Source organism: Kosmotoga pacifica (assembly GCF_001027025.1).
Classification (GTDB): domain Bacteria; phylum Thermotogota; class Thermotogae; order Petrotogales; family Kosmotogaceae; genus Kosmotoga_B; species Kosmotoga_B pacifica.
In genome coordinates, this window is record NZ_CP011232.1 from 2,087,339 (window position 1) to 2,110,956 (window position 23,618).

29 protein-coding genes and 1 other RNA gene are annotated in these 23,618 nt (G+C 42.1%); 24 read left to right on the plus strand and 6 right to left on the minus strand.

Annotation, left to right across the window (positions count from 1 at the left end):
• Positions 1-5: 5 nt before the first annotated feature.
• Genes IX53_RS09910 through IX53_RS09930 form a run of 5 tightly spaced genes read left to right on the plus strand, consistent with a single transcriptional unit; the run spans position 6 to position 2,814 of the window.
• A complete protein-coding gene (locus IX53_RS09910) occupies positions 6-608 on the plus strand; it encodes a 2-oxoacid:acceptor oxidoreductase family protein (protein ID WP_047755227.1) in 603 nt (200 codons plus the stop codon).
• Positions 605-1,039 (plus strand): diacylglycerol kinase family protein, encoded by a 435-nt coding sequence (locus tag IX53_RS09915; protein ID WP_047755228.1) that lies wholly within the window; start codon positions 605-607, stop codon positions 1,037-1,039. Before IX53_RS09910 ends, IX53_RS09915 begins: the two co-directional genes overlap by 4 nt.
• On the plus strand, positions 1,036-1,887 hold the full coding sequence (locus tag IX53_RS09920; protein ID WP_245612721.1) for a peptidoglycan DD-metalloendopeptidase family protein: 852 nt from the start codon (positions 1,036-1,038) through the stop codon (positions 1,885-1,887). Before IX53_RS09915 ends, IX53_RS09920 begins: the two co-directional genes overlap by 4 nt.
• On the plus strand, positions 1,884-2,339 hold the full coding sequence (locus IX53_RS09925) for a 2-thiouracil desulfurase family protein (RefSeq protein WP_047755229.1): 456 nt from the start codon (positions 1,884-1,886) through the stop codon (positions 2,337-2,339). Before IX53_RS09920 ends, IX53_RS09925 begins: the two co-directional genes overlap by 4 nt.
• A 10-nt stretch (positions 2,340-2,349) precedes the next feature.
• Complete coding sequence (locus tag IX53_RS09930; RefSeq protein WP_047755230.1) at positions 2,350-2,814, plus strand: hypothetical protein; 465 nt, start codon at positions 2,350-2,352, stop codon at positions 2,812-2,814.
• A 3-nt stretch (positions 2,815-2,817) separates the two neighbouring features.
• Here the strand turns inward: IX53_RS09930 and ffs are convergent.
• Positions 2,818-3,079: signal recognition particle sRNA large type (gene ffs, locus IX53_RS10830), an RNA gene on the minus strand.
• 45 nt (positions 3,080-3,124) lie between these two features.
• Entirely contained in the window at positions 3,125-4,444 is a 1,320-nt protein-coding gene (locus IX53_RS10705; RefSeq protein ID WP_053001296.1) for a hypothetical protein, read from the minus strand.
• Positions 4,445-4,558: 114 nt separating this feature from the next.
• Here IX53_RS10705 and glnA point away from each other — a divergent pair, with 114 nt between their 5' ends.
• From glnA to trxB, 11 genes are all read left to right on the plus strand, one after another.
• Positions 4,559-5,878, plus strand: a complete 1,320-nt coding sequence (glnA, locus tag IX53_RS09940; RefSeq protein WP_047755231.1) for a type I glutamate--ammonia ligase — start codon at positions 4,559-4,561, stop codon at positions 5,876-5,878.
• A 138-nt stretch (positions 5,879-6,016) separates the two neighbouring features.
• A complete protein-coding gene (gene rpsF / locus IX53_RS09945) occupies positions 6,017-6,445 on the plus strand; it encodes a 30S ribosomal protein S6 (RefSeq protein WP_047755232.1) in 429 nt (142 codons plus the stop codon).
• A gap of 2 nt (positions 6,446-6,447) precedes the next feature.
• Complete coding sequence (locus tag IX53_RS09950) at positions 6,448-6,900, plus strand: single-stranded DNA-binding protein (RefSeq protein WP_047755233.1); 453 nt, start codon at positions 6,448-6,450, stop codon at positions 6,898-6,900.
• Positions 6,901-6,915: 15 nt separating this feature from the next.
• Positions 6,916-7,140: a 30S ribosomal protein S18 gene (rpsR, locus tag IX53_RS09955; RefSeq protein ID WP_047755234.1), complete on the plus strand. Its 225-nt coding sequence runs from the start codon at positions 6,916-6,918 to the stop codon at positions 7,138-7,140.
• A 47-nt stretch (positions 7,141-7,187) separates the two neighbouring features.
• Positions 7,188-7,643 carry a 50S ribosomal protein L9 gene (rplI, locus tag IX53_RS09960; RefSeq protein ID WP_047755235.1) on the plus strand — a complete coding sequence of 152 codons (456 nt, stop codon included), beginning with the start codon at positions 7,188-7,190 and terminating at the stop codon, positions 7,641-7,643.
• A gap of 1 nt (position 7,644) precedes the next feature.
• Positions 7,645-8,496 (plus strand): MBL fold metallo-hydrolase, encoded by an 852-nt coding sequence (locus tag IX53_RS09965; RefSeq protein ID WP_047755236.1) that lies wholly within the window; start codon positions 7,645-7,647, stop codon positions 8,494-8,496.
• Positions 8,497-8,513: 17 nt separating this feature from the next.
• Positions 8,514-8,975 (plus strand): NfeD family protein, encoded by a 462-nt coding sequence (locus IX53_RS09970; RefSeq protein ID WP_047755237.1) that lies wholly within the window; start codon positions 8,514-8,516, stop codon positions 8,973-8,975.
• Positions 8,972-9,898, plus strand: coding sequence for an SPFH domain-containing protein (locus tag IX53_RS09975; RefSeq protein WP_047755238.1), 927 nt, complete (start codon positions 8,972-8,974; stop codon positions 9,896-9,898). The genes IX53_RS09970 and IX53_RS09975 overlap by 4 nt, the downstream gene beginning before the upstream one ends.
• A gap of 44 nt (positions 9,899-9,942) precedes the next feature.
• Positions 9,943-10,449: a hypothetical protein gene (locus tag IX53_RS09980; protein ID WP_156173157.1), complete on the plus strand. Its 507-nt coding sequence runs from the start codon at positions 9,943-9,945 to the stop codon at positions 10,447-10,449.
• 56 nt (positions 10,450-10,505) lie between these two features.
• Positions 10,506-11,153: a protein disulfide oxidoreductase gene (gene pdo / locus IX53_RS09985; protein ID WP_047755240.1), complete on the plus strand. Its 648-nt coding sequence runs from the start codon at positions 10,506-10,508 to the stop codon at positions 11,151-11,153.
• Between the two features lie 13 nt (positions 11,154-11,166).
• Positions 11,167-12,138: a thioredoxin-disulfide reductase gene (gene trxB, locus IX53_RS09990; RefSeq protein ID WP_047755241.1), complete on the plus strand. Its 972-nt coding sequence runs from the start codon at positions 11,167-11,169 to the stop codon at positions 12,136-12,138.
• 3 nt (positions 12,139-12,141) lie between these two features.
• On the opposite strand, the gene IX53_RS09995 is transcribed toward trxB, so the two are convergent.
• Entirely contained in the window at positions 12,142-13,119 is a 978-nt protein-coding gene (locus IX53_RS09995) for a S66 peptidase family protein (RefSeq protein ID WP_245612722.1), read from the minus strand.
• Positions 13,120-13,130: 11 nt separating this feature from the next.
• Entirely contained in the window at positions 13,131-13,748 is a 618-nt protein-coding gene (locus IX53_RS10000; RefSeq protein WP_047755242.1) for a deoxynucleoside kinase, read from the minus strand.
• A gap of 170 nt (positions 13,749-13,918) precedes the next feature.
• Here IX53_RS10000 and IX53_RS10005 point away from each other — a divergent pair, with 170 nt between their 5' ends.
• The 4 genes from IX53_RS10005 (at position 13,919) to IX53_RS10020 (ending at position 18,018) form a co-directional block, all read left to right on the plus strand.
• The gene (locus IX53_RS10005) at positions 13,919-15,079 is read left to right on the plus strand and encodes an ABC transporter substrate-binding protein (protein WP_047755243.1); all 1,161 of its coding nucleotides are present in this window, start codon (positions 13,919-13,921) and stop codon (positions 15,077-15,079) included.
• A 66-nt stretch (positions 15,080-15,145) separates the two neighbouring features.
• Positions 15,146-16,030 (plus strand): carbohydrate ABC transporter permease, encoded by an 885-nt coding sequence (locus IX53_RS10010; RefSeq protein WP_047755612.1) that lies wholly within the window; start codon positions 15,146-15,148, stop codon positions 16,028-16,030.
• Positions 16,027-16,863 carry a carbohydrate ABC transporter permease gene (locus tag IX53_RS10015; protein ID WP_047755244.1) on the plus strand — a complete coding sequence of 279 codons (837 nt, stop codon included), beginning with the start codon at positions 16,027-16,029 and terminating at the stop codon, positions 16,861-16,863. Before IX53_RS10010 ends, IX53_RS10015 begins: the two co-directional genes overlap by 4 nt.
• Positions 16,864-16,881: 18 nt before the next feature.
• Positions 16,882-18,018, plus strand: coding sequence for an ROK family protein (locus IX53_RS10020; RefSeq protein WP_047755245.1), 1,137 nt, complete (start codon positions 16,882-16,884; stop codon positions 18,016-18,018).
• Here the strand turns inward: IX53_RS10020 and IX53_RS10025 are convergent, their stop codons facing one another.
• Positions 18,019-19,251 carry a glycosyltransferase gene (locus IX53_RS10025; protein ID WP_047755246.1) on the minus strand — a complete coding sequence of 411 codons (1,233 nt, stop codon included), beginning with the start codon at positions 19,249-19,251 and terminating at the stop codon, positions 18,019-18,021.
• Positions 19,252-19,568: 317 nt separating this feature from the next.
• On the opposite strand from IX53_RS10025, the gene IX53_RS10030 reads away from it, so the two are divergent.
• The 4 genes from IX53_RS10030 to IX53_RS10045 all read left to right on the plus strand — a co-directional run bounded on the left by IX53_RS10030 (position 19,569) and on the right by IX53_RS10045 (position 23,003).
• Positions 19,569-19,760, plus strand: a complete 192-nt coding sequence (locus IX53_RS10030; protein WP_047755247.1) for a hypothetical protein — start codon at positions 19,569-19,571, stop codon at positions 19,758-19,760.
• A 13-nt stretch (positions 19,761-19,773) separates the two neighbouring features.
• Positions 19,774-21,021, plus strand: coding sequence for a Glu/Leu/Phe/Val family dehydrogenase (locus tag IX53_RS10035; RefSeq protein ID WP_047755248.1), 1,248 nt, complete (start codon positions 19,774-19,776; stop codon positions 21,019-21,021).
• A 163-nt stretch (positions 21,022-21,184) separates the two neighbouring features.
• Positions 21,185-22,174: a BMP family ABC transporter substrate-binding protein gene (locus IX53_RS10040; protein WP_047755249.1), complete on the plus strand. Its 990-nt coding sequence runs from the start codon at positions 21,185-21,187 to the stop codon at positions 22,172-22,174.
• A 1-nt stretch (position 22,175) separates the two neighbouring features.
• The gene (locus IX53_RS10045; protein ID WP_047755250.1) at positions 22,176-23,003 is read left to right on the plus strand and encodes a MurR/RpiR family transcriptional regulator; all 828 of its coding nucleotides are present in this window, start codon (positions 22,176-22,178) and stop codon (positions 23,001-23,003) included.
• Positions 23,004-23,019: 16 nt separating this feature from the next.
• Here the strand turns inward: IX53_RS10045 and IX53_RS10050 are convergent, their stop codons facing one another.
• Positions 23,020-23,601, minus strand: coding sequence for a TetR/AcrR family transcriptional regulator (locus IX53_RS10050; protein ID WP_218916067.1), 582 nt, complete (start codon positions 23,599-23,601; stop codon positions 23,020-23,022).
• Between the last annotated feature and the right edge of the window lie 17 nt (positions 23,602-23,618).

Below are 23,618 nucleotides of genomic sequence, written 5' to 3' on the forward strand. Positions count from 1 at the left end.
TTAACATGGCAGTGCGTCAACCCCACTCTGTTAGGATATCAGGCATCGGGGGACAGGGGAATGTCCTGATGGGGATTATCCTGGCCGATGCCCTCGTTTCGATGGGACTGTGGGTGGTTCAGACCCAATCATATGGTGCTCAGGTACGTGGAGGTCTATCATATTGCGATGTGCTTTTTTGTAAAGAACCCATTGACTATCCCAAGGCGAACAACTTCAATGTGATTTATTCCATGCATCAGATAGCTGTAAACGCTCATGCCAACCTTTTGAAACCTAATGGCATATTCATTATTGACAGTTCTTATGTGTCTGATATTCCCAAAGAAGCCTTCAGGCTCACAAAAAAGATAATTATGAAACCCATCTCGAAATTGACACAAGAGCGCTTTGGAACCGCGCTGCCTTCCAATATGGTGGGATTGGGTATCATTTCCCGTGCTTCCAGCATAGTCCAGCCTGAAGCTCTGAAAAAGTCCATGAAAAAGCATATAAAAGCGAAATACCATAAACTGAACGAAGAGGCCATTGAATTTGGTATGTCTCTGGTGGAAAAGTCATATACCATAAAGGAAGAAATAAGAGAGTTCATTCGAGGTTTTGAATGAGAACTTTTTTAAAAAGTTTTGAGTTTGCCATCAGAGGGCTCAAGCATCTACTTTTGAAAGAACGCAACTTCAAGATACAATTTACAATAGGACTGACGGTTCTTACGCTGTCCTTATTGGTTGGTTTAGAGGAATGGGAATTTCTGTGGATATTGTTTTCAATTTTTTTTGTACTGAGCCTTGAAGGAATAAACACCATCGTTGAAGAATTGTTGGACTTCATTGAGGAGCGCTATCACAAGAAGGTTGAAATCGTTAAAGATCTTGCTGCTGGCGTTGTGCTTTTGGGTTCAATGTTTACTGTAATAGTTGCCACTATCATCTTTGGTAGGGCGTTATTCGGAATTTCAAGAATCACCGGACTATTTTTTGGTATAATATTAGATGCTTTTCTCTTTGGCCTTGGCCTTTTTGGAGGTGGAAAAAGGTGAGTACTCGCAGATCGCTCGTACTACTGGTCGTACTTATGATCATGGCTGTGTCTAGTTTTGGGTATATTATTGTCACTTATGTTATCAAACCGGGGGATACACTGTATTCCATTGCCAAAAAACATGACTTGCATGTCTCAACGATACTCGACTTCAACGAGATCGAAGATCCGAGAAACCTCAAAATCGGTGATACGATATTGTTTCCTCAGCCAGATGGTTTGCTATATGAAGTAAAAGAAGGAGAGACGTTAACATATATTGCTAAACTCTTCTTTGCCCCTGTTGAAGATATAGTTAAGGCAAACAATATCAAAAACAGCGACGTAATAATACCCGGACAGAAATTGTTCATCCCGATGGATTCAATCAACAAATATGGCTACGAACCAATGGAACGTATTTTCAGGTGGCCAGTGTACGGAGTGATTAGTTCGAATTATGGTTGGCGCACTCATCCTATAACGGGTAAACTCGCTTTTCATACAGGTCTTGATATCGCCGCACCTATGGGTGCTCCGATATTTGCTGCGGCCACTGGTTACGTTGTCTTTGCCGGACTCAAAGGTGGTTATGGTTACATGGTGGAGATACAACACGATAACGGGATGATTACCCGCTATGCTCATATGAGCCATATAAGTGTATACGTTGGTCAACGAGTTTTTATGGGTTCGTTGCTCGGCAGGGTTGGAGCGACGGGTCTCGCTACCGGTCCACATGTACACTTTGAAGTGAGGGATAATGAATATAGGACTGTAGATCCTCTTTCCACACTTCCTGCCAAGGATCTTATGTACGTGATAAGGGGATACCAGGACGGGAACACCGACGCGGGGGGAAAATGAAGCGAATACTGGTAAGTGCCTGTCTTTTCGGAATAAATTGTAATTATAAGGGTAAAAACAACCTGAATTACAGGATATTTTCTCTCATGGATGATTTTTCCCTTATTCCGGTTTGTCCTGAGCAACTCGGCGGATTGCCCACTCCGCGTCCCAGAGCGGAGATTCAGGGCGGCAAAGGATGGGTACCGGGCTCAAGAGTGGTGAATGAGTTTGGAAATGACATGACGACGGCTTTCAAGCGAGGTGCAGAGGAAGTTCTTAAGATTGCAAAGTTGTTTGGTGTGGAGTTTGCAATTTTGAAAAGCACCAGTCCTTCGTGTGGTACGCAGTATGTTTATGATGGTACTTTTAATTCGATTCTTGTTCCAGGAGTGGGCGTCACAGCGGCGCTTCTCAGGGAAAATGGAATAGAGGTCTTTTCAGAAGACGAAATAGAATATATCGGGTCCTGAGGTGAAGTAAATGGCTTCGAAAAAGCGCAGCAAAGGTACTCTGAGTCTAGCTGAAGCAAAAAGACTTAATAATAGGTTCAGAAGATTCAGTCTAACGGCATGGATAATGGCTCTTTCATCTATTGGGATTCTGCTATTTCTGAAACAGGGAGAAGTTCTATTTCTAACACAGAATCGAACGCTTTCAGTTATGACTATCTCTGCTTTCGTAATCTACTACCTCTCTCTGCTCTTTTTTGTTCTGGCTATCTCTTATTGTTTCATTCAAGGAAAGAACGTGTGGATCATATTCAACGCGCTGTTGATGATATTACAGTCTACTGCACTGTTCTTTATTGCAGTTGAAATCCCTTATATCGACAGATATGGAAAGTTAACGGCAATAACTCCACAACCAGTAAGGTATTCCGCTCTTGTGGTAATCATTCTGGGGATTATTGTTGGAACTATTGGAAAGTTCAATAGCAAAAAATAAGCACCATGCATCCCCCTTCGACTAGCCGCAACCGGACCGGTTATGCCTTTAGACTCAGGCTGAGCACCCCCACGGCACCCGGTAAGCCTGCTTATGGCTGCTTCCTTCCGGACCTGACCAGGTTCACAGGTTCCCGTTGCGTGGGACCCAACCCTCAACATCCTCCAGCGTACCGCGTTCCGACTGCGGTAGCCTCAGGGGGCATTCGGCCCCGCATATGGCGGATTTCGGGTGTAGGGAACCGCCAGCTCCCCGCCTAGCATGGTGCAAATAGATTATAACCTGCATCGTTCAACTATTCAAGGGGATATCATTTGAGAAAGCATTGAATATGATTGCTTTTATGATCACCTTTTAAACCCGGTATCAAGATTTTTTTGAATCCCATTGATTCCAGTTTGATGAGTTCTGTTGCCGATGGATCGATATTCAAAGCCAGTACCGAACCCGAATTGTAGTCGAGTCCCTTCATTATCAGAAGCAGCTCATCAACGACACCAGTGTTCAACACCCTTGCTTCCCCTCTGTCGCAAATCGCAGCAGAAACAACAGGATTACTCATCACCGATGCGATAGCCAGTTTTTCATCTTTCGACCACTTTTCCAGGTTTAACGTGGTGTTTTCTTTCTTTACTAGATAATTTTCGGAGCTAAAGAAGTATTCTTTTCCCTCGACAAGGACAGATTTATCCGGGATTGTGAAAATTCTAAGATCATTTTCGTGAGCGAATCTCACAGCTTCTCCATTGAAAACGCCACAGAAAGAAGTCACTCCGAGCGCCGATAGTTTCCTTATAGTCGAATAGTCAATCGTGAAGCTGGAAGCATACATTACTCCATGACCACTGTAAAATTTATCTATATGCGAATTAGCAGAGACATGGAGTACCTTACCATTAGAAATAAAAGCTGAAATGTCGCCGAAGAGGTTGTAAAGTCTCATAAATGTTGCGGCGTTCTGCACATCCACCAGGTCTATTCCCACAGCTGGATTTGCAAGGTGAACATCATCGAGAAGTCCTGGATAGCCTTCAATTTTGTAAAGAAAACTTTTGGACAGTAAAGGCATTATGTATTGAAGAATTATATATTCATACTTCTCTGAGGCGAAGACCTGTGAAAATTCTTTATGAGCCGCTGATACATAAGAGGAAATGGTATATAGCCCTTTTAAAGCCAACTTCCTTCTCTTTTGCAACAAAATATCGCCACAGTATGTTATGTTATCGATCGCTTCACTATAGTCATCTGGGTCAGTTAAAGAAACCACGTCACGATAATTCTTAACAGAAGCGGAAATGAGTGCGAGTTTTCCTGTATCTATGTTCAACTTATCGCCTTTTTCTAGTTCAAATGCACCTCCAAAATTCGCGATGACCATATCGAAATGAGATGCTTCTTCGCTGTCATTGCGATCCAGATGTATGGCTGCATTATACAAGAGTTCAGGACCGGAACAAGATGCACCGAGAAAATCTTTCAGTTTAATTGAATGGATTCTGAATTCCCTGAGGTAGTTATAATTGGTATCATCGGCCACAATTTCTACATTTTTTGAATTCAGAAAGCTGCACAGTTCCAACAAGTTTTTTCTGTCATTGACTGCAACAAGGACTCTTTTTATATTCAAGATTTCACCCCCGCTTCTTTTTCTTATTTTATCAGAAGGGATGTTCTTGCCTTTTAAGGGAATAAAATAGTATTATAAAAATTAATATTCTTATCTTAATAGGGGGTGATTCGAATGGTTAGGAAGATTCTCGAATTCGTCGAAAAGGAAGAGGTGAAGTTAGTACGCCTCCAGATAACCGACATCAATGGAACACTCAAAAATGTTGAACTTCCTGTCAAACGCCTGGGAGAGGCACTCACCAAAGGTGTGATGTTTGATGGTTCTTCTATTGATGGTTTTGTTAGAATAGAAGAATCTGATATGATCCTTTATCCTGATACCGAAACAGCCTCTTTGCTACCGTGGAAATCTGAATCTGAGAAAACCATAAGACTCATATGCGATGTAATGCTTCCCGATGGAACACCGTTTGAAGGAGATCCAAGATATCGCTTGAGAAAAATAGTCGAAAAGGCAAAAAAAATGGGTTTTGAAGCTTTCGCTGGTCCGGAGCCAGAATTCTTCCTGATCAGGAAAAAGTCGGGCGATCCGAAGGAGATAGAACTACTGGACAAGGGCGGTTACTTCGATATGTTACCCGTTGACAAAGGGGAAGAGGTCCGAAAGAGCATCGTTATTGCGCTTGAAAAGATGGGTTTCGAGGTTGAAACAGCGCATCATGAAGTTGCTCATTCACAACATGAAGTGGACTTTCGTTATACCGATATTCTGAGAACAGCCGATAACATTCAAACCTTCAAATGGGTGGTAAAGACAGTTTCGGTATTAAACGGATTGCACGCAACCTTCATGCCGAAACCTTTCATGGGGATAAATGGTTCTGGAATGCATATACATCTGAGCCTTTTTTCCAAAGGTGAAAATGCTTTTTATGATCCTCATAAGCCTTATGAATTGAGTGAGACAGCAATTTTCTTTATTGGTGGCGTACTCAAATATGCCGCTGAGATAACCGCTGTCACGAACCCAACGATCAACAGCTACAAGAGGTTGGTACCCGGATACGAGGCTCCTGTTAACATATCCTGGGCACTTGGAAATCGGAGCGCCCTTATCAGAGTTCCATCTGTAAGAGGAGAAGCCACAAGAATCGAGATAAGGAATCCAGATCCAACATGTAATCCCTATCTAGCTCTTGCTGTTATCCTTGCTGCCGGTTTGAAGGGAATCGAAGAAAATATCTTGCCTCCAAAACCCATTGATAGAAACATTTTTGAACTTGACAGTGGCGAGAAATTGAAACGTAAAATTGAGCACTTGCCTGCGGATTTAAAAGAGGCTACGGCAAAATGCGAAAAAAGCGAGCTTGTCCGTGATACTCTGGGTGAACATATCTTTGAAAAATTTATCGAGACCAAGAGGCTAGAATGGACAAGATTCATGAGGAGCGTGACAGACTGGGAACTGGCCGAATATATAGATCTCTTCTGAGATAGGGTATTAAAATTCAGGATTTCTTTATGAAACATTGTGTTTCGATAAGGCACGTTATTATATGTTATAATGCTTTAACGTCAAATCCCGCTTTGTCTCAGGACAAGGCCATAAGTCCATGGGAGGAGGTTGAAAATGGTAGAGAAAAGGATTTATGAGACTATGTTTATAGTCTCGCCGAAGCTCGATGAAGAGCAGCGTAACGCCATCGCCGAAAAGGTGAAGAACTACATTGAAGAAAGGGTCGAAGGAAGTATTGAAAAGTTCGACCGTTGGGGAATGCGAAAGCTCGCATATCGTGTGAGAAAAGGCTTTACTGAAGGTGATTACACCCTCATTCTTTTCCGCGCTGATCCGGAAAAAGTTAATGTGCTTGAGAGACTTTACAACATTACTCCGGATATATTCAGGTGGCAAACTTTCAGAAGAGAAGATCTCGAAAAAGAGGAAAAAAAGAAGGCAAAAACTGAAGGGAAAGAAGAAGAAGTCGAGGTAGAGGCTGAAGAAATTGTTGTGGAAGAAACAAGCGCTGAAGAAAAGCCTGAAAATAAAACGGAGGAATAATTATGTCGATCAGCTACAACAGGGTCGTTCTTGTAGGAAGATTGACCCGAGACCCGGAGATCAAATTCAGTACGAGTGGAACGCAGATTTCTCTTTTCACCCTTGCCGTTGATAGACCTACAAGGGGTGGTGTGGACGACAATTCAAACACGGATTTTATCAGGATTGTCAGTTTTGGAAAGCTTGCGGAATTTGCTGGCAACTATCTGACCAAAGGAAGACTGGTTCTGGTTGAAGGGTCGCTCAGAATAAGGAAATGGAAAACAGCTGATGGTGATCCAAGGAGTACAGCTGAAGTTGTAGCAAGTGGCATAAGATTTCTCGAAACAAGGTCTCAAGTAGATGTTTCTCCTGAAGTTGTAAATGAACCTGAGAAAAATGCGGAACTTAACGACGATATTACGTTCTTCGGTAGTGAACCGACGGACGCTGATGGTGACGATATCCCATTTTAACGAGGAGGAATGAGGATGAGGGAAAGAAGAAGAAAAACTAAGAAGAAGTGTAGGCTTTGCAGCATGAAGCTCACCTATGTTGATTATAAAAACACCTCCCTTTTGAGAGATTTCATGACAGACAAGGGCAAAATCATCCCTAAAAGGATCACAGGAAACTGCGCCAAGCACCAGAGGATGATCAAGACAGCAATAAAGCGTGCAAGACATATGGCACTGCTTCCGTACACCAAGGAATAAGAAAAGGGGAGGCCTGAAGCCTCCCTTTTTTAACTGGGGGTGAAAGAGTGAAAGTCATTCTTCTAAAGGATATTCCGAAACTTGGAAAGAAAGGGGAGCTCAAAGAGGTTTCTAATGGCTACGGAAGGAATTTTCTCATTCCTAGGGGCCTCGCTGTTGAAGCAACAAAAGGTGAACTCGCAAAGCTTCGCTCAGAGCAAGAACAGAAAGAAAAGCGTGAAGAAAAGGTTCGTAAAAGAAGCGAAGAACTGTTGAAAAAAATTGTACAGAAACATTTTAGGCTTAAAGTTAAAGCTGGCGGATCTGGAAAGCTTTTTGGCGCTATTACAAGCAAAGACATAGCTGAGCTCATCTCGAAGGAACTACAGATTGAATTCGATAAAAAGAATATCATATTACCTGAAAACATAAAAAAAGTGGGGGAATATGAAATTGAGTTAAAACTCCCTGGAAATGTGAAAGGAAAGATAAAGATCACAGTGGAAGGACCAGAGGTGGAATAGTTTGGAATTCAAAATATATTCCAAGGCACTTTATTCCACCTGGATACTGTATCGTCCGGAACGTTTGCTTTTTGATGTGGGTGAAAGTATCTCAAGTGTGCTGGGGAATAGTGTCTATGCTATAAAAGATGTCGTTCTCACTCATGGGCACGTGGATCACATTGCGGGACTATGGGGACTGATCAATACGCGGAACGTGGCGATGGGTGATAGGAAAAAACCGCTGAGAATTATCTTCCCCCGGGGCAACAGAGCTATACAAGCATATCTTGATTTCATAATAGGGATGAATCCTCGGCTAAGATACGAGGTGATTCTAAATCCTGTGGATCCAAATGAAGAGATATTCCTCAGGACAGCTGGAAACTTCAAGCGGTGGTTGGTACCCTTCAGAGTCAGACACACCCCTGGAGAAATTAGCTATGGATATCATATAATTGAAGAGAGAAAAAAACTAAAAGCTGAATTTCGCAGTCTAGATTCCAATGCCATTGTCGAACTAGTGAAAAAACACGGTAGAGAATACATCACAGAGAACTTTACGAAAAAAGTGTTGACCATAAGTGGCGATAGTTATGCTCTTCCTCCGGAGATTATTGACAATAGTGAAACGCTATTGCATGAATGTACCTTTCTTGATGGCAGGGACAGAAAAAACCAGAATCACTCTACCCTCGAGGAAATAATTGAAAATGTTAAAGCATCGAACGGCATTAAAAGGTTGATACTGTACCATATCTCCGGAAGGTATACAACGAGAATCAAAAGACTTTCAAAAGATCTTATTGATAAACTCGAGGATAGGGAGTTGGAAATACACTTCGTTCACCCCGAAAAACTCTTTGTCCTTTAGGGGAGGCGAGGTACAATATGAACTATGTGGGATGGATGATCTTCGGCGTCGTTCTTCTTTTGATTGAAATACTAACCCCAACGTTTTTTTTCCTCTGGTTCTCGATAGCGGCGTTTCTATCTGGTATCCTTGCTATGTTCGAACTCAATCTTGGCTGGCAGGTTTCTGCTTTTGCTATAGTGAGTACACTTCTGGTGATCTTTACTAGACCAATTGCAAAGAAAATAACCGGCGAATCGCCCAGAAAAGTATACGTGGACGAGCTGAAAAATAGCGTGGGGAAGGTAATTCAGGACATCGATTCCAAAATGGGAACTGGCATCGTCAAGATATCTGGAGAAAGCTGGAGGGCAGTATCCGTGGACCCCGACAGGATTATCAAGGAAGGAGAAGAGGTCTTGATTGAACGCGTTGAAGGTACCACTGTGTATGTGAAACCTTTTAAAGGCAATGAGGAAAAGGAGGTGGAAAAGGCATGATTATGTGGATTGTTCTGACAGTTGTAATCCTTATTATTGCTGCATCTGGAATAAAAATTATAAGACCCTTTGAAAAAGGACTTGTAGAGAGGTTGGGGAAATTCTCCCGAGAAGCTCAACCTGGTCTTAACTTTATAGTCCCATTCATGGAGAAAATAGTAAAAGTAGATCACAGAGAAATGGTGATCGATGTACCTCCACAGGAAGTCATCACGAAGGATAACGTCATCGTCACAGTTGATGCTGTTATCTATTATGAGATTACAGATGCCTTCAGGGTTATTTACAATGTTGGCGATTTTAAAGTAGCCGCGATTAAGCTTGCCCAGACAAACCTGAGGAATGTGATAGGTGAAATGGAACTAGACCAAACCCTCACCTCTCGTGAGAGGATCAATCTAAAACTTCGCGAAGTACTCGATGAAGCAACAGATAAATGGGGTGTGAAAGTTACCAGAGTAGAAATTAAAAAGATTGATCCGCCTCAGGATATTATGGACGCTATGTCTAAGCAGATGAAAGCCGAGAGGACAAAGAGGGCGGTTATCTTAGAAGCGGAAGGATACAAGCAGTCACAGATAACAAGAGCTGAAGGTGACAAACGTTCTGCCATTTTAAAAGCTGAAGGGCAAGCGGAAGCAATTAAAAGGGTCGCAGATGCTAACAGGTACAAATTACTCGCAGAAGCCGAAGGACAGGCAGGTGCTATTCTTAAAGTCTTTGAAGCGATACACAACGGCAAACCGACCAACGACCTCATTGCAATAAGGTACCTCGAAACCCTCAAAGAAATCGCAAACGGCACTGCGAATAAAGTATTCCTTCCTTACGAAGCTTCTGCGTTTCTTGGCAGCATAGGCGCGGTCTCTGAGCTCTTTAAGAAGGAAGCCAATGAACATAAAGGTAAACCAAAAGAGAAGTGATATAGGTGTTCGCCCTTGAGTTTTTTCAAAAATTTCTCTATATGATGATTATAGCGACAGTGGCAACTAGTTTGGCTGGCGCCACTGTCTTCAGTTTTTATCGTGTTAGCAGAAAACCGAATTTTAGTTTAAGAATTATGAATATCCCGCTTCTCGCTCTTTTGACAATTCTTGTTTCTTTTCTTTCGGAGAGCAAAATTGCATCCGCTTTCCTGTTTTTTTTCGCCTATTTACATATTCTTAGAGGACTGTTGGGGCATCTGAGTAAATTTGATGACACTTTCAGAGCTTTCTTCCTTTCCATGGGATACACACGTCAAGATTATCTCCTGAACTTTCTCTTCAAATATGGTAAGTGGAAAATCATAGATTCTATACTTGCCTATTCTGTGGTAACCACATCCATTATTGTCGGTTTTTCTGAATTGAAGCGCTTTGTGCCGGATCAAATAATACCAATATCCATAATTTTGTCTGTGCTTTTCTTGATTATGTGTATTTTGAACTGGATCGTTGAAAGTGTTAGAAACAAATTGTCAAATCCCGATTAACATTGTCGTGTTACAATACCCCTAGAGGGTATCATATTGAATTAGGAGGATTGAAAATGGCTGAAAAACTTCTCAATGATGAAATAAGAACGCAGGTGAAGGAAATTCTCTCAGAAATGCAGGGAAAGGTAAAGATTTTATTTTTCAATTCCGAAAGTAACTGTGATTATTGTTCAACGGTTGAAGCACTCATTTCTGAGCTAGTGGAAATCACCGACATGATCAACTATGAAAAGCATGAACTTAACTCTGAAGAAGCAGAGAAGTACGACGTAAAGATGGCCCCTGCTCTGGTACTTCTCACACCAGATGGGGAGGATAAAGGTGTTAGATTTTACGGGATTCCATCCGGACATGAATTCGGAACGCTGTTACAGGACATAGTGAGCTTCTCCAAAGGAGCAACGCCTGAGCTTTCTCCTGAGTCCATCGAAAAGTTGTCTGGAATAGACAAGCCTGTTGAAATCAAGGTCTTTGTTACTCCGACCTGTCCCTATTGCCCCAAAGCTGTCCTTACCGCCCACAATATTGCTATGGCAAATAGCAATGTAAGCGCTTCTATGATCGAAGCAAATGAATTTCCCGAGCTTTCTATGGAATATGGTGTCAGTTCCGTTCCACACATTGTGATCAATGACAAAGTGACTTTCATTGGCGCATATCCTGAACCGCAATACGTTGAGGAAGTACTGAAAGCACTTTGAGAGGTGAGGGGAAATGGCGTTCTTTGATCTTGGAAGCGCTCACAAGAAGAGCGAATTGAAGGAATACTATGATGTGGTTGTGGTAGGAGGAGGGCCTGGAGGTATTACGGCAGGTATTTATGCCGTACAGGCTGGATTAAAGCCCTTGATCATCGAAAAAGCCCTCGAAGGCGGACAGGTCAACAATACGGAAAAAGTCGAAAACTGGCCTGGATTCCCTTCAATAGGAGGTATCGAACTCGCCGAAAAATTCGCAGAGCACGCCAGAGAGTTCAATGTTGAATTTTTGAACGCCGAAGTGATTGATCTTGTTCTTGAAGAAAACAAAAAGACCGTGGTTCTCGATAATGGTAAGAAAGTGTCCTCAAAGGTTCTCATCATATCCACGGGTTCCAATCCGAGGAAGTTAAACGTACCAGGTGAGAAAGAATTCGCTGGAAGAGGTGTTTCCTATTGTGCTACCTGTGATGGTCATTTTTTCACTGACCAGCACATAGCTGTTATTGGTGGAGGAAATAGTGCTCTCGACGAAACGCTTTTTTTGACTAAAATAGCTCGAAAAATTACAATTGTTCAGAACCTTCCAAAACTCACAGCAGACAAGCTCCTCCAGGAAAGGGTCAAAGCAACGGGTAAGGTGGATTACATATTCAACACTGTTGTTGAAAGAATCGAAGGAAAAGATAAAGTCGAAAGACTCATTCTCAAAGACACTTCGACTGGTAAATATTCCGAACTCGAAGTATCAGGCGTTTTTGTTTTCATTGGACTGGTGCCAAATACGGATTTCCTGAAAGGGAAACTGAAACTCAATGATTATGGTTATATCGTCACCGACGAGAACATGGAGACAGAGATTCCTGGTGTTTACGCTGTGGGAGATGTGAGGGAAAAAGAAGTCCGACAAATCGTTACCGCAGCTGCAGATGGAGCTATAGCTATTTCTCATGCCGCAAGAAAATACTTCGACGAAAGCGACGTTTGAAATTCAGTTATTCAAGAGGGGGTCATCGAGGATTTCGATGACCCCTTTTTCCATATCTATACTAACCCAGGCACCAACAGGTAGGGTCAATTTTGGAAAATCGCCATGAAAAACAGGGAGACCGATCCATACAGGGAATGGTGAGTCGCTGAAGAGACTTTTCAATATCTCAATGATTTCTTCAAAGTCAGCGTTTCTAATATTGGTGAATCCAGCGAAGATTATTCCCCTCAGTTCTTCGTATTCTTCGAGATTGGCGATTCCCCAGACCATTCTCTCGATAGACTCTCGAGATTCTCCTACGTCCTCCAGAACCAATATCGCATCTTTCAAACTCCCAAAATACTCTGTGCCCTGAAGCGTCTTAAAAAGGGAAAGATTCCCGACGATTAGTCTGCCTGTCATCTTACCGGGAACAATGGCTTCTCTCTCTCCAGCAAAATGTATAACTTTTTCTCCGTTCAAAACAGCCAGCATGTTTTCAAGGGACTTTTCATCGTTATCGAGTTCCACAGTTACCATCGGACCGTGGTATGTGATTATTCCTGTCTTAAAATGTATTGCGAGTAAAAGGGCCGTTATGTCACTATAACCGACAATCGGTTTTGGGTTCTGTTTTATTCTTTCCCAGTCAAGATATTCAAGTAACCTGAAAGAACCATGTCCTCCTCTGGAGGCGATGATAAAGTCGACTTCTGGGTTTGCAAAGGCTTCCTCCAGTTCTCTGGCTTTTTCTTGGTCCGATAGGTAGACAGAACAGCTACGACCTTTTATAACTTTGAGGTTCTTAGATTCCATCATTTTGATTCCCCGGCTGAGTAGAATCTGATCCGGGAATCTTGCTGGAGAAGATACGAAAGCAACTCGCATTGTGGTGTTTTTATCACGCTTTGGAACCAGCTTGTATTCCTTAACCGCTGAAAGTCTGACAAATGAAAATAAAACAAGAAAAATGAATACTAGGGGAATAACTCTCTTCATGGAAACCTCCATTATATACCCAGAATATCTCTTATGTCGTTCACCACGTCGTTAATCTGATCAGGATTTGAGACGATATCTATTTTCGTTGCATCGATTGTATAAATAGGAGAGAAGTCGTACTCTTTTATCCATTTTTTGTAGAGATTATCCAGCTGCTGCCAGTAAGCGATGGGAACTTCCAGTTCCATTTGGCGTCCTCTGCGCCTGATTCGTGAAAGTATTGTATCAACATCGGCATCAACGTAAACAAGCAGGTCAGGGTGCCTGATGTACCTCATCATTGAGTTGAACATGTGGATATATGTTTCAAATTCTCTTTTTCCCATTTTCCCTGTTTCATAGAGGTTACGTGCAAATATCGCAGCGTCTTCATAGATAGACCTGTCGAAGACCGCGTTTATCTTCCGTATTTCGGCTTCTTTTATTATGGAGAATCGATGAACGAGAAAATAAGTTTGAAGGTGATACGCCCACTTCTTTTGGTCATAATAGAAATCTTCTAAAAAAGGATTGTCCACGACAGATTCGTAAAATATTTCAAAACCCAGTTGCTTTCCAACCGCTCGTGCCAATGTAGACTTCCCAGCACCAACGTTACCGGCAAATACAATAATCTTACAATCCATTATCTGCCCCCCTAATAACTTTATCAGAAGTATATTTTAGCATGTAATATTTTGAGCATAATGAAGATAATCAAAAATATTTTGAATCAACAGTTAGTTCATACCTTGAATTTATTGATTGTTTTGTAGTATATTTATTATGTTCATTTTATTTTTGGGGAGGTGTTATCGTGAAGAAGTTACTAGTTTTGTTCGTAATTCTAATATCGGTACTGACCATTGCTAAAATCACCGTTATCATACCCTGGTCTGGTGCTGAACTGGACAAGTTCATTCCGGTAATAACAGCTTTCACGGAAAAGACAGGTATCGAAGTTGATTACAAAATTTATCGTGCAGAAGATCTTGCAAATATCCTTCCTGCACAATTTGCCGCCAGGAAGGCGCCTGGGGATGTCATATTTATGTGGACATCATTCCTCGCGAAAAACACAGTGAATGCTGTTGAACTCTCAGATGTCGTTCATCCTTCTAACTATTTGTCCGGTGCCCTTGACAATGTTACATTCAATGGAAAACTCTATGGTTTTGCCTACACAGCAAAAGTAAAACCCGGATTCTGGTATAGGAAATCTTTCTTTGAGAAATATGGTCTCACACCACCAAAGACCTGGGAAGAGTTCGTTCTCCTTCTCAAATACCTGAAACAGATCCCCGGCTTGAAAGCTCCAATTGCCAGTGGAGATGGTGTGGGTTGGCCACTTTCTGACATTACAGAGCACTTTCTGATCACATTCGGTGGCCCCGAGCTCCAGAAAGACCTGATAGAAGGAAATATTAGCTGGCGAAGCCATACGGTCAGGAAAGCAATGGAAAAACTCACTTATCTCCTGAAAGAAGGATTCTTTAGTGAACCGATTGAGTGGACGACCGTTTTGAAGCAGTGGTGGAATGGCGAGTACGGGCTCTACTTTATGGGAAGCTGGATAACAGGTATGGTCGATGATCCGGAGGATCTGGGCGTATTTAGTCTGCCTGGAAACGAAGGCCTGGTTTTTGGTATTGACTTTGCCTTTATACCTAAGTACACCAAAAACCTGGATGAAGCCAAGGAATTCGTGGCCTTCTTGTCAAGCGCCGAAGGTCAATCAGTTCAGGTTGCTCAGGGTGGCCATATCGCAACTGTTCTCGGAGTTCCCGAAACAGATTATCCTCCTGTTGACAGGGAAGTTGCAAAACTCCTTGTTGGAGTGCAGTCCCTGAATGATCTCGATGATTCCATCGGAGGAATCTGGCAGCCCACCTTCTGGGATCAGCTGAAACTTCTCTGGGTCAGGCCAGAAAGACTTGACGACGTTCTTGAAGCACTCGATGAAAAGATGCCAAAATAATCTTTTTAGTTGCATAGGGAAGGCCCCTCGAGGGGGGCCTTCTTCATATTGAAAGGAGAAGATAGTGTGATTCTGCGGAAAGCGCGTGTTCGACACCTTTTGATGTTCATTCTACCAGCCGCTTTTCTCATTGCTGTCTTCGTTCTGTACCCAACGATCAGGACGATAACACTCAGCTTTGTGGGAGAAGATGGCAAGCTCACTCTCTCCAATTACAAAGAAGTTCTGACCAGCAGAGACATCGTCGATCCGAGAGGATTCGAAAGAGGTTTCCCTTTTGGAGCACTGATACACAATCTGATGTGGATAGCTATTCACCTTCCTCTTACTACCTTTCTGGGATTGTTCCTCGCTGTCATACTGAGAAATATTAAAGGAGGAGCCATAATAAGATCAATAATCTTTTTAGGAATGGTTATGCCGATGATAGTTGGAGGGATTATGGTCAGGTTTATGTTCGATGCAAATGTTGGTGTTGTGAATATGGTTCTTGGTGTCTTTGGTATACCAATAAAGACCTGGACAGCCTATCCTGAATCATCGTTGTTGGCCTTGATATTCGGCTCTATATGGCTGTGGACAGGATTCAGTTTGATTTTATATTCTGCTGGTCTGGAAACCATTCCGAAATCTTACTACGAAGCTGCTCAGATAGATGGTGCCTCTCCGGTAAGAATGTTCTTCAACATCACTATACCCCTTTTAAAGCCAATTACCGTTGTTGTTGTAACTATGACACTTCTTTGGGAGTTGAAAATATTTGACATCGTGTATGTGGCTACCATGGGAGGGCCTGGCGGAGCTTCGAATGTTCTCGCACTGCAAATGTATATGTATGGTTTCCGTGAATGGAATTTTGGCAAGGCTGCTGTTGTCGCCGTCCTTATAACACTTTCTACCCTTATAGCTGCGATACCTATGATTAAATCGGCTGGAGATGAGGCAGAATGACAAAGAGAAAATTGGGAATTAGGATCGCTTTGAATGTTTTTGCATGGCTTGTAGGTCTGGTGTGGATCTTACCGGTGATAGGTATATTGATGACGGCTATAAGACCGTTTGATGAAGTAATCAATGGCTGGTGGCACTTCGAGGAATTCACTCCCACTTTCAGCAATTTTTTCAAAGCTCTCAATCATCCCACAGCTCCCTTGTTTGTGGGACTGAAAAACTCAATCATCATAGCTTTACCCGCTACTATACTGCCACTGTTTATAGCTACGCTTGCGGGTTATGGGTTGTCTAGATATAATTTTCCACTCAGAAAGGGCTTCATAATCGCTGTAGTCCTTACACTGACATTGCCACAACAAATGATAGCTGTTCCCATCTTTCAGATGATGAGCGATCTGGGGCTTGTAGACAGTTATCTGGGACTGATTTTGTTGCATACCGCATGGGGAACACCGTGGATCACCTTTTTTATGAGAAATTACTTTAAGACTATGCCCATATCTATTGAAGAAGCGGCACGTATCGATGGTGCGAGTGATTTCCAGATATTTTACCGCGTTGTCCTGCCTAATATCTTCCCCGCTGTGGCGTCAGCTTCTGCCCTTCAATTCACGTGGGTCTGGAGTGACTTCTTCCTCGCTCTGATCCTCATCTATTCTCCTGATAAGCTTCTGATGACTCAACGTGTACCGTTAATGCGCGGAGTTTATCATGTTGATTGGGGGCTCCTTTCTGCTGCATCTATAATGGTTATGATCGTACCCATCTTGATTTATTTGCTACTTCAGCGATATTATGTTAAAGGTATGGTAGGTTGGACCATAAAATGAAGATAAGCTGGTGAGATTGTGAGAGTAGATGAGATCAGGTGGGATAATCTAACGAGATTGCTGGAACAGGTATTTGTGGAAAAAGAGGTACCGAGGAGTGCTTTAGCGAAAAAAGTAGGAGTGAGAAATTCCACCCTCAGTTATTTATTGGATAGTCTGAAAAAGTTGGGTATGGTAAAGGTAAAAAATATTCCTTCGGGCCGCGGGAGGCCAAATCAGTGGATTTCCCTTGACCCTGAATATGGTAATGTGATGGGTATCAAGATTGGGCGTGAGTCCTTAAAAGCCACTGTTTTTGATTTCTCTCTCTCTGAAGTTGAAACGATTGTTATTCCATTTGATGGCATTGAGGATCTTGGATCGCATATCACGCAGGAGCTCAGAAAATTGTTTCTCAACTACAGACCTTTAACTCTGGGATTTGCTATCTCAGGAACGATAGATCTTAAGAAAGGAGAGATTTTCGATTCTCCTATTTTGAAGCTGAAAGAATTCAAATTTCAAGAAGCACTGAAGTCAAGGGGAATAGACTTTCTCCTGTGTAATGATGTGGATGCTTTACATGTCGGGCAAATGTTGGAATCCGGTATTTTCGATCGCCCTTCTCTAACTGTCACTTTTGGTGTGGGTATAGGGGCTTCTTTTTTTGACGGAGAGGATATCCTGACGAGCGGTGATGGAAAAACGATCTTTGAACTCGGACATATGACATACGATCCCGAAGGAGAACCGTGTTATTGTGGCAGGAGAGGGTGCCTCGAGACCGTTGCTTCTGAATACTCTTTGATCGATGATAGACCTCCAATCAAGGAATTCATTGAACATTTTGGAGAATATAGAGAAATAATTACACAGATAAGAAAACTGGCGGCGAGAGGTGAAAATAGGGAAAATTATCAACCGGTGCTGAAAAAACTCAGTCAATCGATCGCGAATATATCTTTACTCCTCAGACCCTCGCTTGTATGGATAGGTGGCGAAGGGCTCGTTTCAAACTGGATTTTTGAGGATATCAAAGCCGAAATGATTGCTCAAATTCCTGAAGATTGGGGATATTTCCCTGAAGTAAGAAAGATAGGATCAGCGCAAGGATGGCAAAGAGGAGCCGCTTTCCTTGCGCTTAGACATTATATTAGGAAGAAATTGAAAAAGTAATTATTTTACCATATCTCTGAACAGCTTAAGATAATCTTTCAGGTGTCGGGTTATGAGAAATTTTGATCTTACGATTTCCTTGCCTTCAAGTCCCATTCTCTTGCGGAGGTCAGCATCAGCTAATAAATTGTCGGTGTATCGGATGGCTTCTTCGATATTATTAACCAGGTAACCATTGTTTTCATGTTCTATCTGGAGAGGTATGCCTCCTACGTTACCACCAACTACTGGCGTACCCTTCCATAAAGCTTCACTCACCGTAAGGGCAAATCCTTCGCGAAGAGATTTTTGCAGGACTACCTGACTGATTTTCTGAGCGGCATTTACCTCAATGTTGCCGATTCCATTGAGATTTGATAGCACTCTAATATCGTAATCCATTCCAACGTATCTGAGAAGGTCCTCGTAAATCTCCCAGCCTTCAGGATCATCAGTAGCCATTGAACCAATGAGTAAGAGTTGTAGATCGGGGTATTTCACTTTAAGGCTTCTGTAAACATCCACGACACCTTTCGGATCTTTCCATGGGTCAAACCTAGATACTTGCGTGATTACCGGCTTGGATGGATCGATCTTGAGTTTGTTAATCGCTTCTTTGAGTTCTTCATCTGTAAGCTCGCGGTTCTTGTCACTTAAGGGGTCAATGGAAGGGGGAATTTCATACAGCCTTTTAACCTTTAGTTGACCCGCGTATCTCTTCAGAGTAAATATGCCTGCATCATAGTAGTCCATGAAGGAGTCTATGAAGTTGATGAACTGTTGGTTTGGAGTGGAAGTGTCGATGTGACATCTCCACACTAGTTTTACACTGCCTCTATTATCTACGAATTTTGGCAATGCCACCGGTTGAGGATCGTGAATCACAATTACATCATAATCGTTGAATACCACATCAGAATTCTTCTTAGTTATTTCATAGAACAAATTTCTATCTGCTTCGGTTAAGTTATCTTCCTTACCCTGAAGCGCATTGTGCATTCGTTTGGTGAATTCGAAGAATTCTTGAGTTCCTTCGATTACCTTCCATTCCACTTTCAGTCCTATGTCCTGCATCAGTGGAACAAGTGTGTGCAATATTTCAGCAACACCGCCGCCATAAGCAGTCGCATTGATGTGGAGAACCCTCAGGCCTTCCAGTTCCTGTGATAGTTCTCTGATTTCGTCATAGTCAGTTGTGGAAATGAACTGAGCGTAATTTTCAAAACTCTTGTAAGTGGTTTTCACGTCAAGCATCTTATCCCCTCCGTAAAGAAGCTTTCCTCTACATTATAACTCATTTTATTCAATATTTGAACAAAACCTTCTTCGGTTCGTTGAATTGCTTTCCAACGGTTCGCTACTGCTTTATCTGGTGATGATTGAGTTATTATTTCGAAATTGTTTTGCTTAAACTTGATTCTACTTTATCCACAACCTCCGATAATAAAACTATCGTTTCATGCAGAAAAAATTGAGAAATTTAATAGTTGATTGTTGAAGTAATGAAAGAAATTTCGAAAGTTAATTATTCTCATAAACCAGCGCGAACATAATTGCATGGGGGTGAAATTATGGAGAGAAGAATTACCTCTGACTTGAGAGAACTCATGGAGTTTATCCGTAGTGGCTGGATATTGAAATCCTATGAGATATCAGGGAAAGAGGTGCTGTTTCATTTGGAAATGGAACCTGGAAAATTCAATTGGTCGGAGGATCCAGAATTAAAAAAAACTTATGGTGGGGATTGGTCCAACGATGAATAGGAAGGGGGAGTGAATGAAAATGAGCCTTTACGAAACTGCTGTTTCTCAATTCAATAAGGCCGCTAAAGTTCTTGGCATACCAGATGATTACGCAGAAATCCTGAGACGGCCAAAGAGGTCTCTCATCGTAGAATTCCCGGTACAAATGGATGACGGTTCAGTCAGGGTATTTACGGGATTTAGGGTTCAGCACAACACTGCACGTGGACCGGCAAAAGGAGGTATAAGGTATCACGCTAATACCAATCTTGACGAAGTTAAGGCCCTGGCTTTCTGGATGACATGGAAAACAGCCGTAATGAACCTGCCTTATGGAGGCGCAAAAGGTGGGATCAGGGTGGATCCTAAAAAACTCAGTTGGAAGGAGCTCGAAAGACTGTCCCGTAGGTATTTCTCAGAGATTCAAATTATTATTGGTCCACAAAACGACATCCCTGCTCCTGATGTCAATACGAACTCCGATGTCATGGCCTGGTACATGGATACCTACAGCATGAATGTGGGTTATACTTCTTTAGGGGTGGTTACAGGCAAACCCGTGGATCTAGGGGGATCAAAAGGAAGAGAAGAAGCAACAGGTAGAGGTGTGAAAGTTTGCGTGGGTCGGGCCTGTAAAGACATTGGAGTTGATCCTTCAAAGGCTACCATCGTTGTTCAGGGATTTGGTAATGTCGGGCAATATTCAGCTCTTCTCAGTCAGAAAGAACTCGGTTCCAGAGTGATAGCGGTCAGCGATAGTAAGGGTGGAATATTTAATCCCCAAGGGCTTGATATCAAAGCATTGATAGAGCACAAATCAAAATACGGTAGAGTAGACACTTTTTCAGATGGAAAGAAAATAAGCCGTGAAGATATCTTCTCTATCAAGGCGGATGTTCTTATTCCAGCAGCACTTGAGAATTCGATTACTGCCGAGAATGCCAATCTGATAAATGTAAAAGCCATAATCGAAGGGGCAAATGGGCCTGTCACACCTGAAGCGGACGAGATTTTGAGATCAAAGGGAGTGCTTGTTGTTCCGGATATCTTAGCAAATGCTGGTGGTGTAACAGTTTCTTATTTTGAATGGGTTCAAGACTTACAGGCATTCTTCTGGAAGATCGAGCAAATAAGAGAGAGTCTCGAAATGATGATGAATGAGGCATATACTGAAACCAAAGAGATAGCTAAAAAATATGATGTAGAAATGAGAACAGCAGCATATATTCTTGCCATAAATAGAGTCCTTTATGCTATTCAGAAACGAGGGCTCTATCCATGATTGTAAGAAGCTCTCTTTGAAGCTAAGTTGTCCTTGTTTTGAGAATTAACAATACTTTCTTTTGTAAGCAAAATCGAAGAAAACTAAAACGAATAATATTTTTTATACCGGAAACATAGGTTTCTTGTTCTTTTCTTACTGATTTTACCACGGGGGTGACGGTATGAAAAAGTTTGCAGTTCTTTTTGTTGTATTACTGATGGCATTTAGTGTTTTTGGGAAATTCAATGTCGGGATACTCATCCCAGGTGAAATTGGGGGTAACCCGATCTATGAACTTGTCGCCTCCGGTGCCCAAAAAGCTGAGAGGGCCGGAATAAGAGTAAAACTCGTTGAAGGGGGCTACAATCCCGGAAAGTGGGAACCTCTACTGAGATCAATGGCGGCATCGAAGAGGTATGATCTGATCATTACGCTTACTGAAGGCATGCCTGAATCTGTGAAAAAGGTAGCAACTGAATTCCCGGGTCAAAAATTTGCTCTTGTAGATGGGGTTCTCGATATATCAATGAACAACGTTTATTCCATTGGATTTTACGATGAAGAGATGGCTTTTTTGGCCGGGATATTTGCAGGGTTAGTCACACGTTCGGAACTCCTTGGTGCAAATCCGGAACTCGTCGTTGGATTAATCGCTGGAGATACGTATCCGGCGATGATGAATAAGATGAAACCAGCCTATGAAAGTGGTGTGAGGCTCGTAACACCTAACGCGAGGGTGATTTTCAGTGTTGCTGGCAGCTGGGCTGATCCGACCAAGGGAAGAGAATTGGCTTCAAAACAGTTCGACGAAGGTGTTGATATAATTCTTTCGATCGCCGGAGGTACTGGTATTGGCGTTATCGATGAGGCTGCTAGGAGAAATGCATATGTAATTGGCGTGGACTCTAATATAATCGGATTCAAGCCAGGAACCATTCTGGCTTGTTCGTTGAAGCATGTTGACTCGGTGGTCTATGATATCATCATGAAAGCGAGTAAAGATCAACTCGCGTTCGGTCAAAACTTACGTGCAGGCATCAGCGAAGGTGTTATTGATTTTACCTTCGATGACGAGAATTACGAAAAATATGTACCTAAATGGATTCAGGAGGTAATGAGAGCCTATTACATCCTTCTCAAGTATTCATTGATTAAGCCATTGGAGGAATAAAATGGAAAAGAGCTTTGTTAATCAATTCAACGAAAAACTAAGCTCCCTCACGCAAATAGAGGAGAAAATAGCGCGCTTCATGCTCGAAGATCCGGAGAATTCCGTGAAAATGTCGGTTCAGGCTTTAGCCGCTAAATGTGGTGTTGTTCCTTCTACGGTGATTAAAATGTGTAAAAAACTAGGATTTAATGGTTTTTCGGAGCTAAAGCTGACCCTCGCATCAGAAATGAACCTCGCCATGGCTAGAAATGTAAACCTGGATGATGTGCATGAAGCTTTTGGTGATTATAGTGGTTTTGTAGTTGAACTCATTGGTGCTGAACTCAATCACCTCGATAAGTCTGAACTGGAAAGAGCTTCAACTTTTGTTAGTAACGCCAGATATGTTGATATCTACTCATTTGGTTTTGATTCCATCGAGGCTCTTGATCTCTACCATAAACTAGTTCTCATTGGTAAGAGAGTACAACATATTGAGAATGGATACATGCAAATGATATCGGCTTCCCGCCTCGAAGGAGAAGACGTTGTTATCGCGATTTCCAGTACAGGAACATCTAAAGATTTACTGGATGCTGTCAGACATGCGAAACGTTTTGGCGCAACAATTATCTCTATCGCACCTGAAAGCTCTTTGCTCTCAGGAGAAGCCGATGTTGTGCTGAACACTTATTTTGAGAAACTCATCTTGAGGGACGGTGGAATAGCGACGAGGATCGTTCAATCCTTTGTAGTGGATGAGTTGTTTATGCGAATACTTGAAAAAGATGAAAAGAGTAAGCACTATTACGAGAAATTTAAAGAGGTTTTGGATTTAAAAAGACGTTGACCAAAAAAGCCGGGGATTAATCCCCGGCTTTTTCGTTATCACTGTTTATCAGGCCTCTCCAGATGATTTCTCTTATTCCGTTAAGCTTATCGGGGTCAACTGTTGCATTCAATCCATTCAGTATTAGTTCGGCTGCAACCTCTGAGTCCACAACTTCTAAAATTTTTTTGTCGCTCTTCCCCATCTCGATAAGACCAGAAATTTTATCTCTGAATTCAATATACCTTTTATGAACTTTTTTCCACATTTCCTGATCTTTTCGAGTCAGGTTTTCCTTTTCACGCTGGATGATTTTTATTATCTCTTTTTTGTTCGTCACAAAATCTACATAAGCTTTCAGAAGTCTCTTTATTTTTTTTACGTACACGTTCTCATTTTCAACTTCTCTGAATATATGTTCTTCAAGCTCATCCAGCGAATAGCGCCAGACTTCATAATAGAGGTCTTCCTTACTGGGAAAATAGTAGTATATCAGCGCCTTTTTTACCCCGGCATTACTGGCTATTTCGGACATACTTACACCATCGTGCCCTTTCTCAGCGAAAGCCTTCCGGGCCGCCATTAAGATTTTTTCTCTTGTGCTCATTCTCTTTTTCACCGGGGATCCACCGCCAA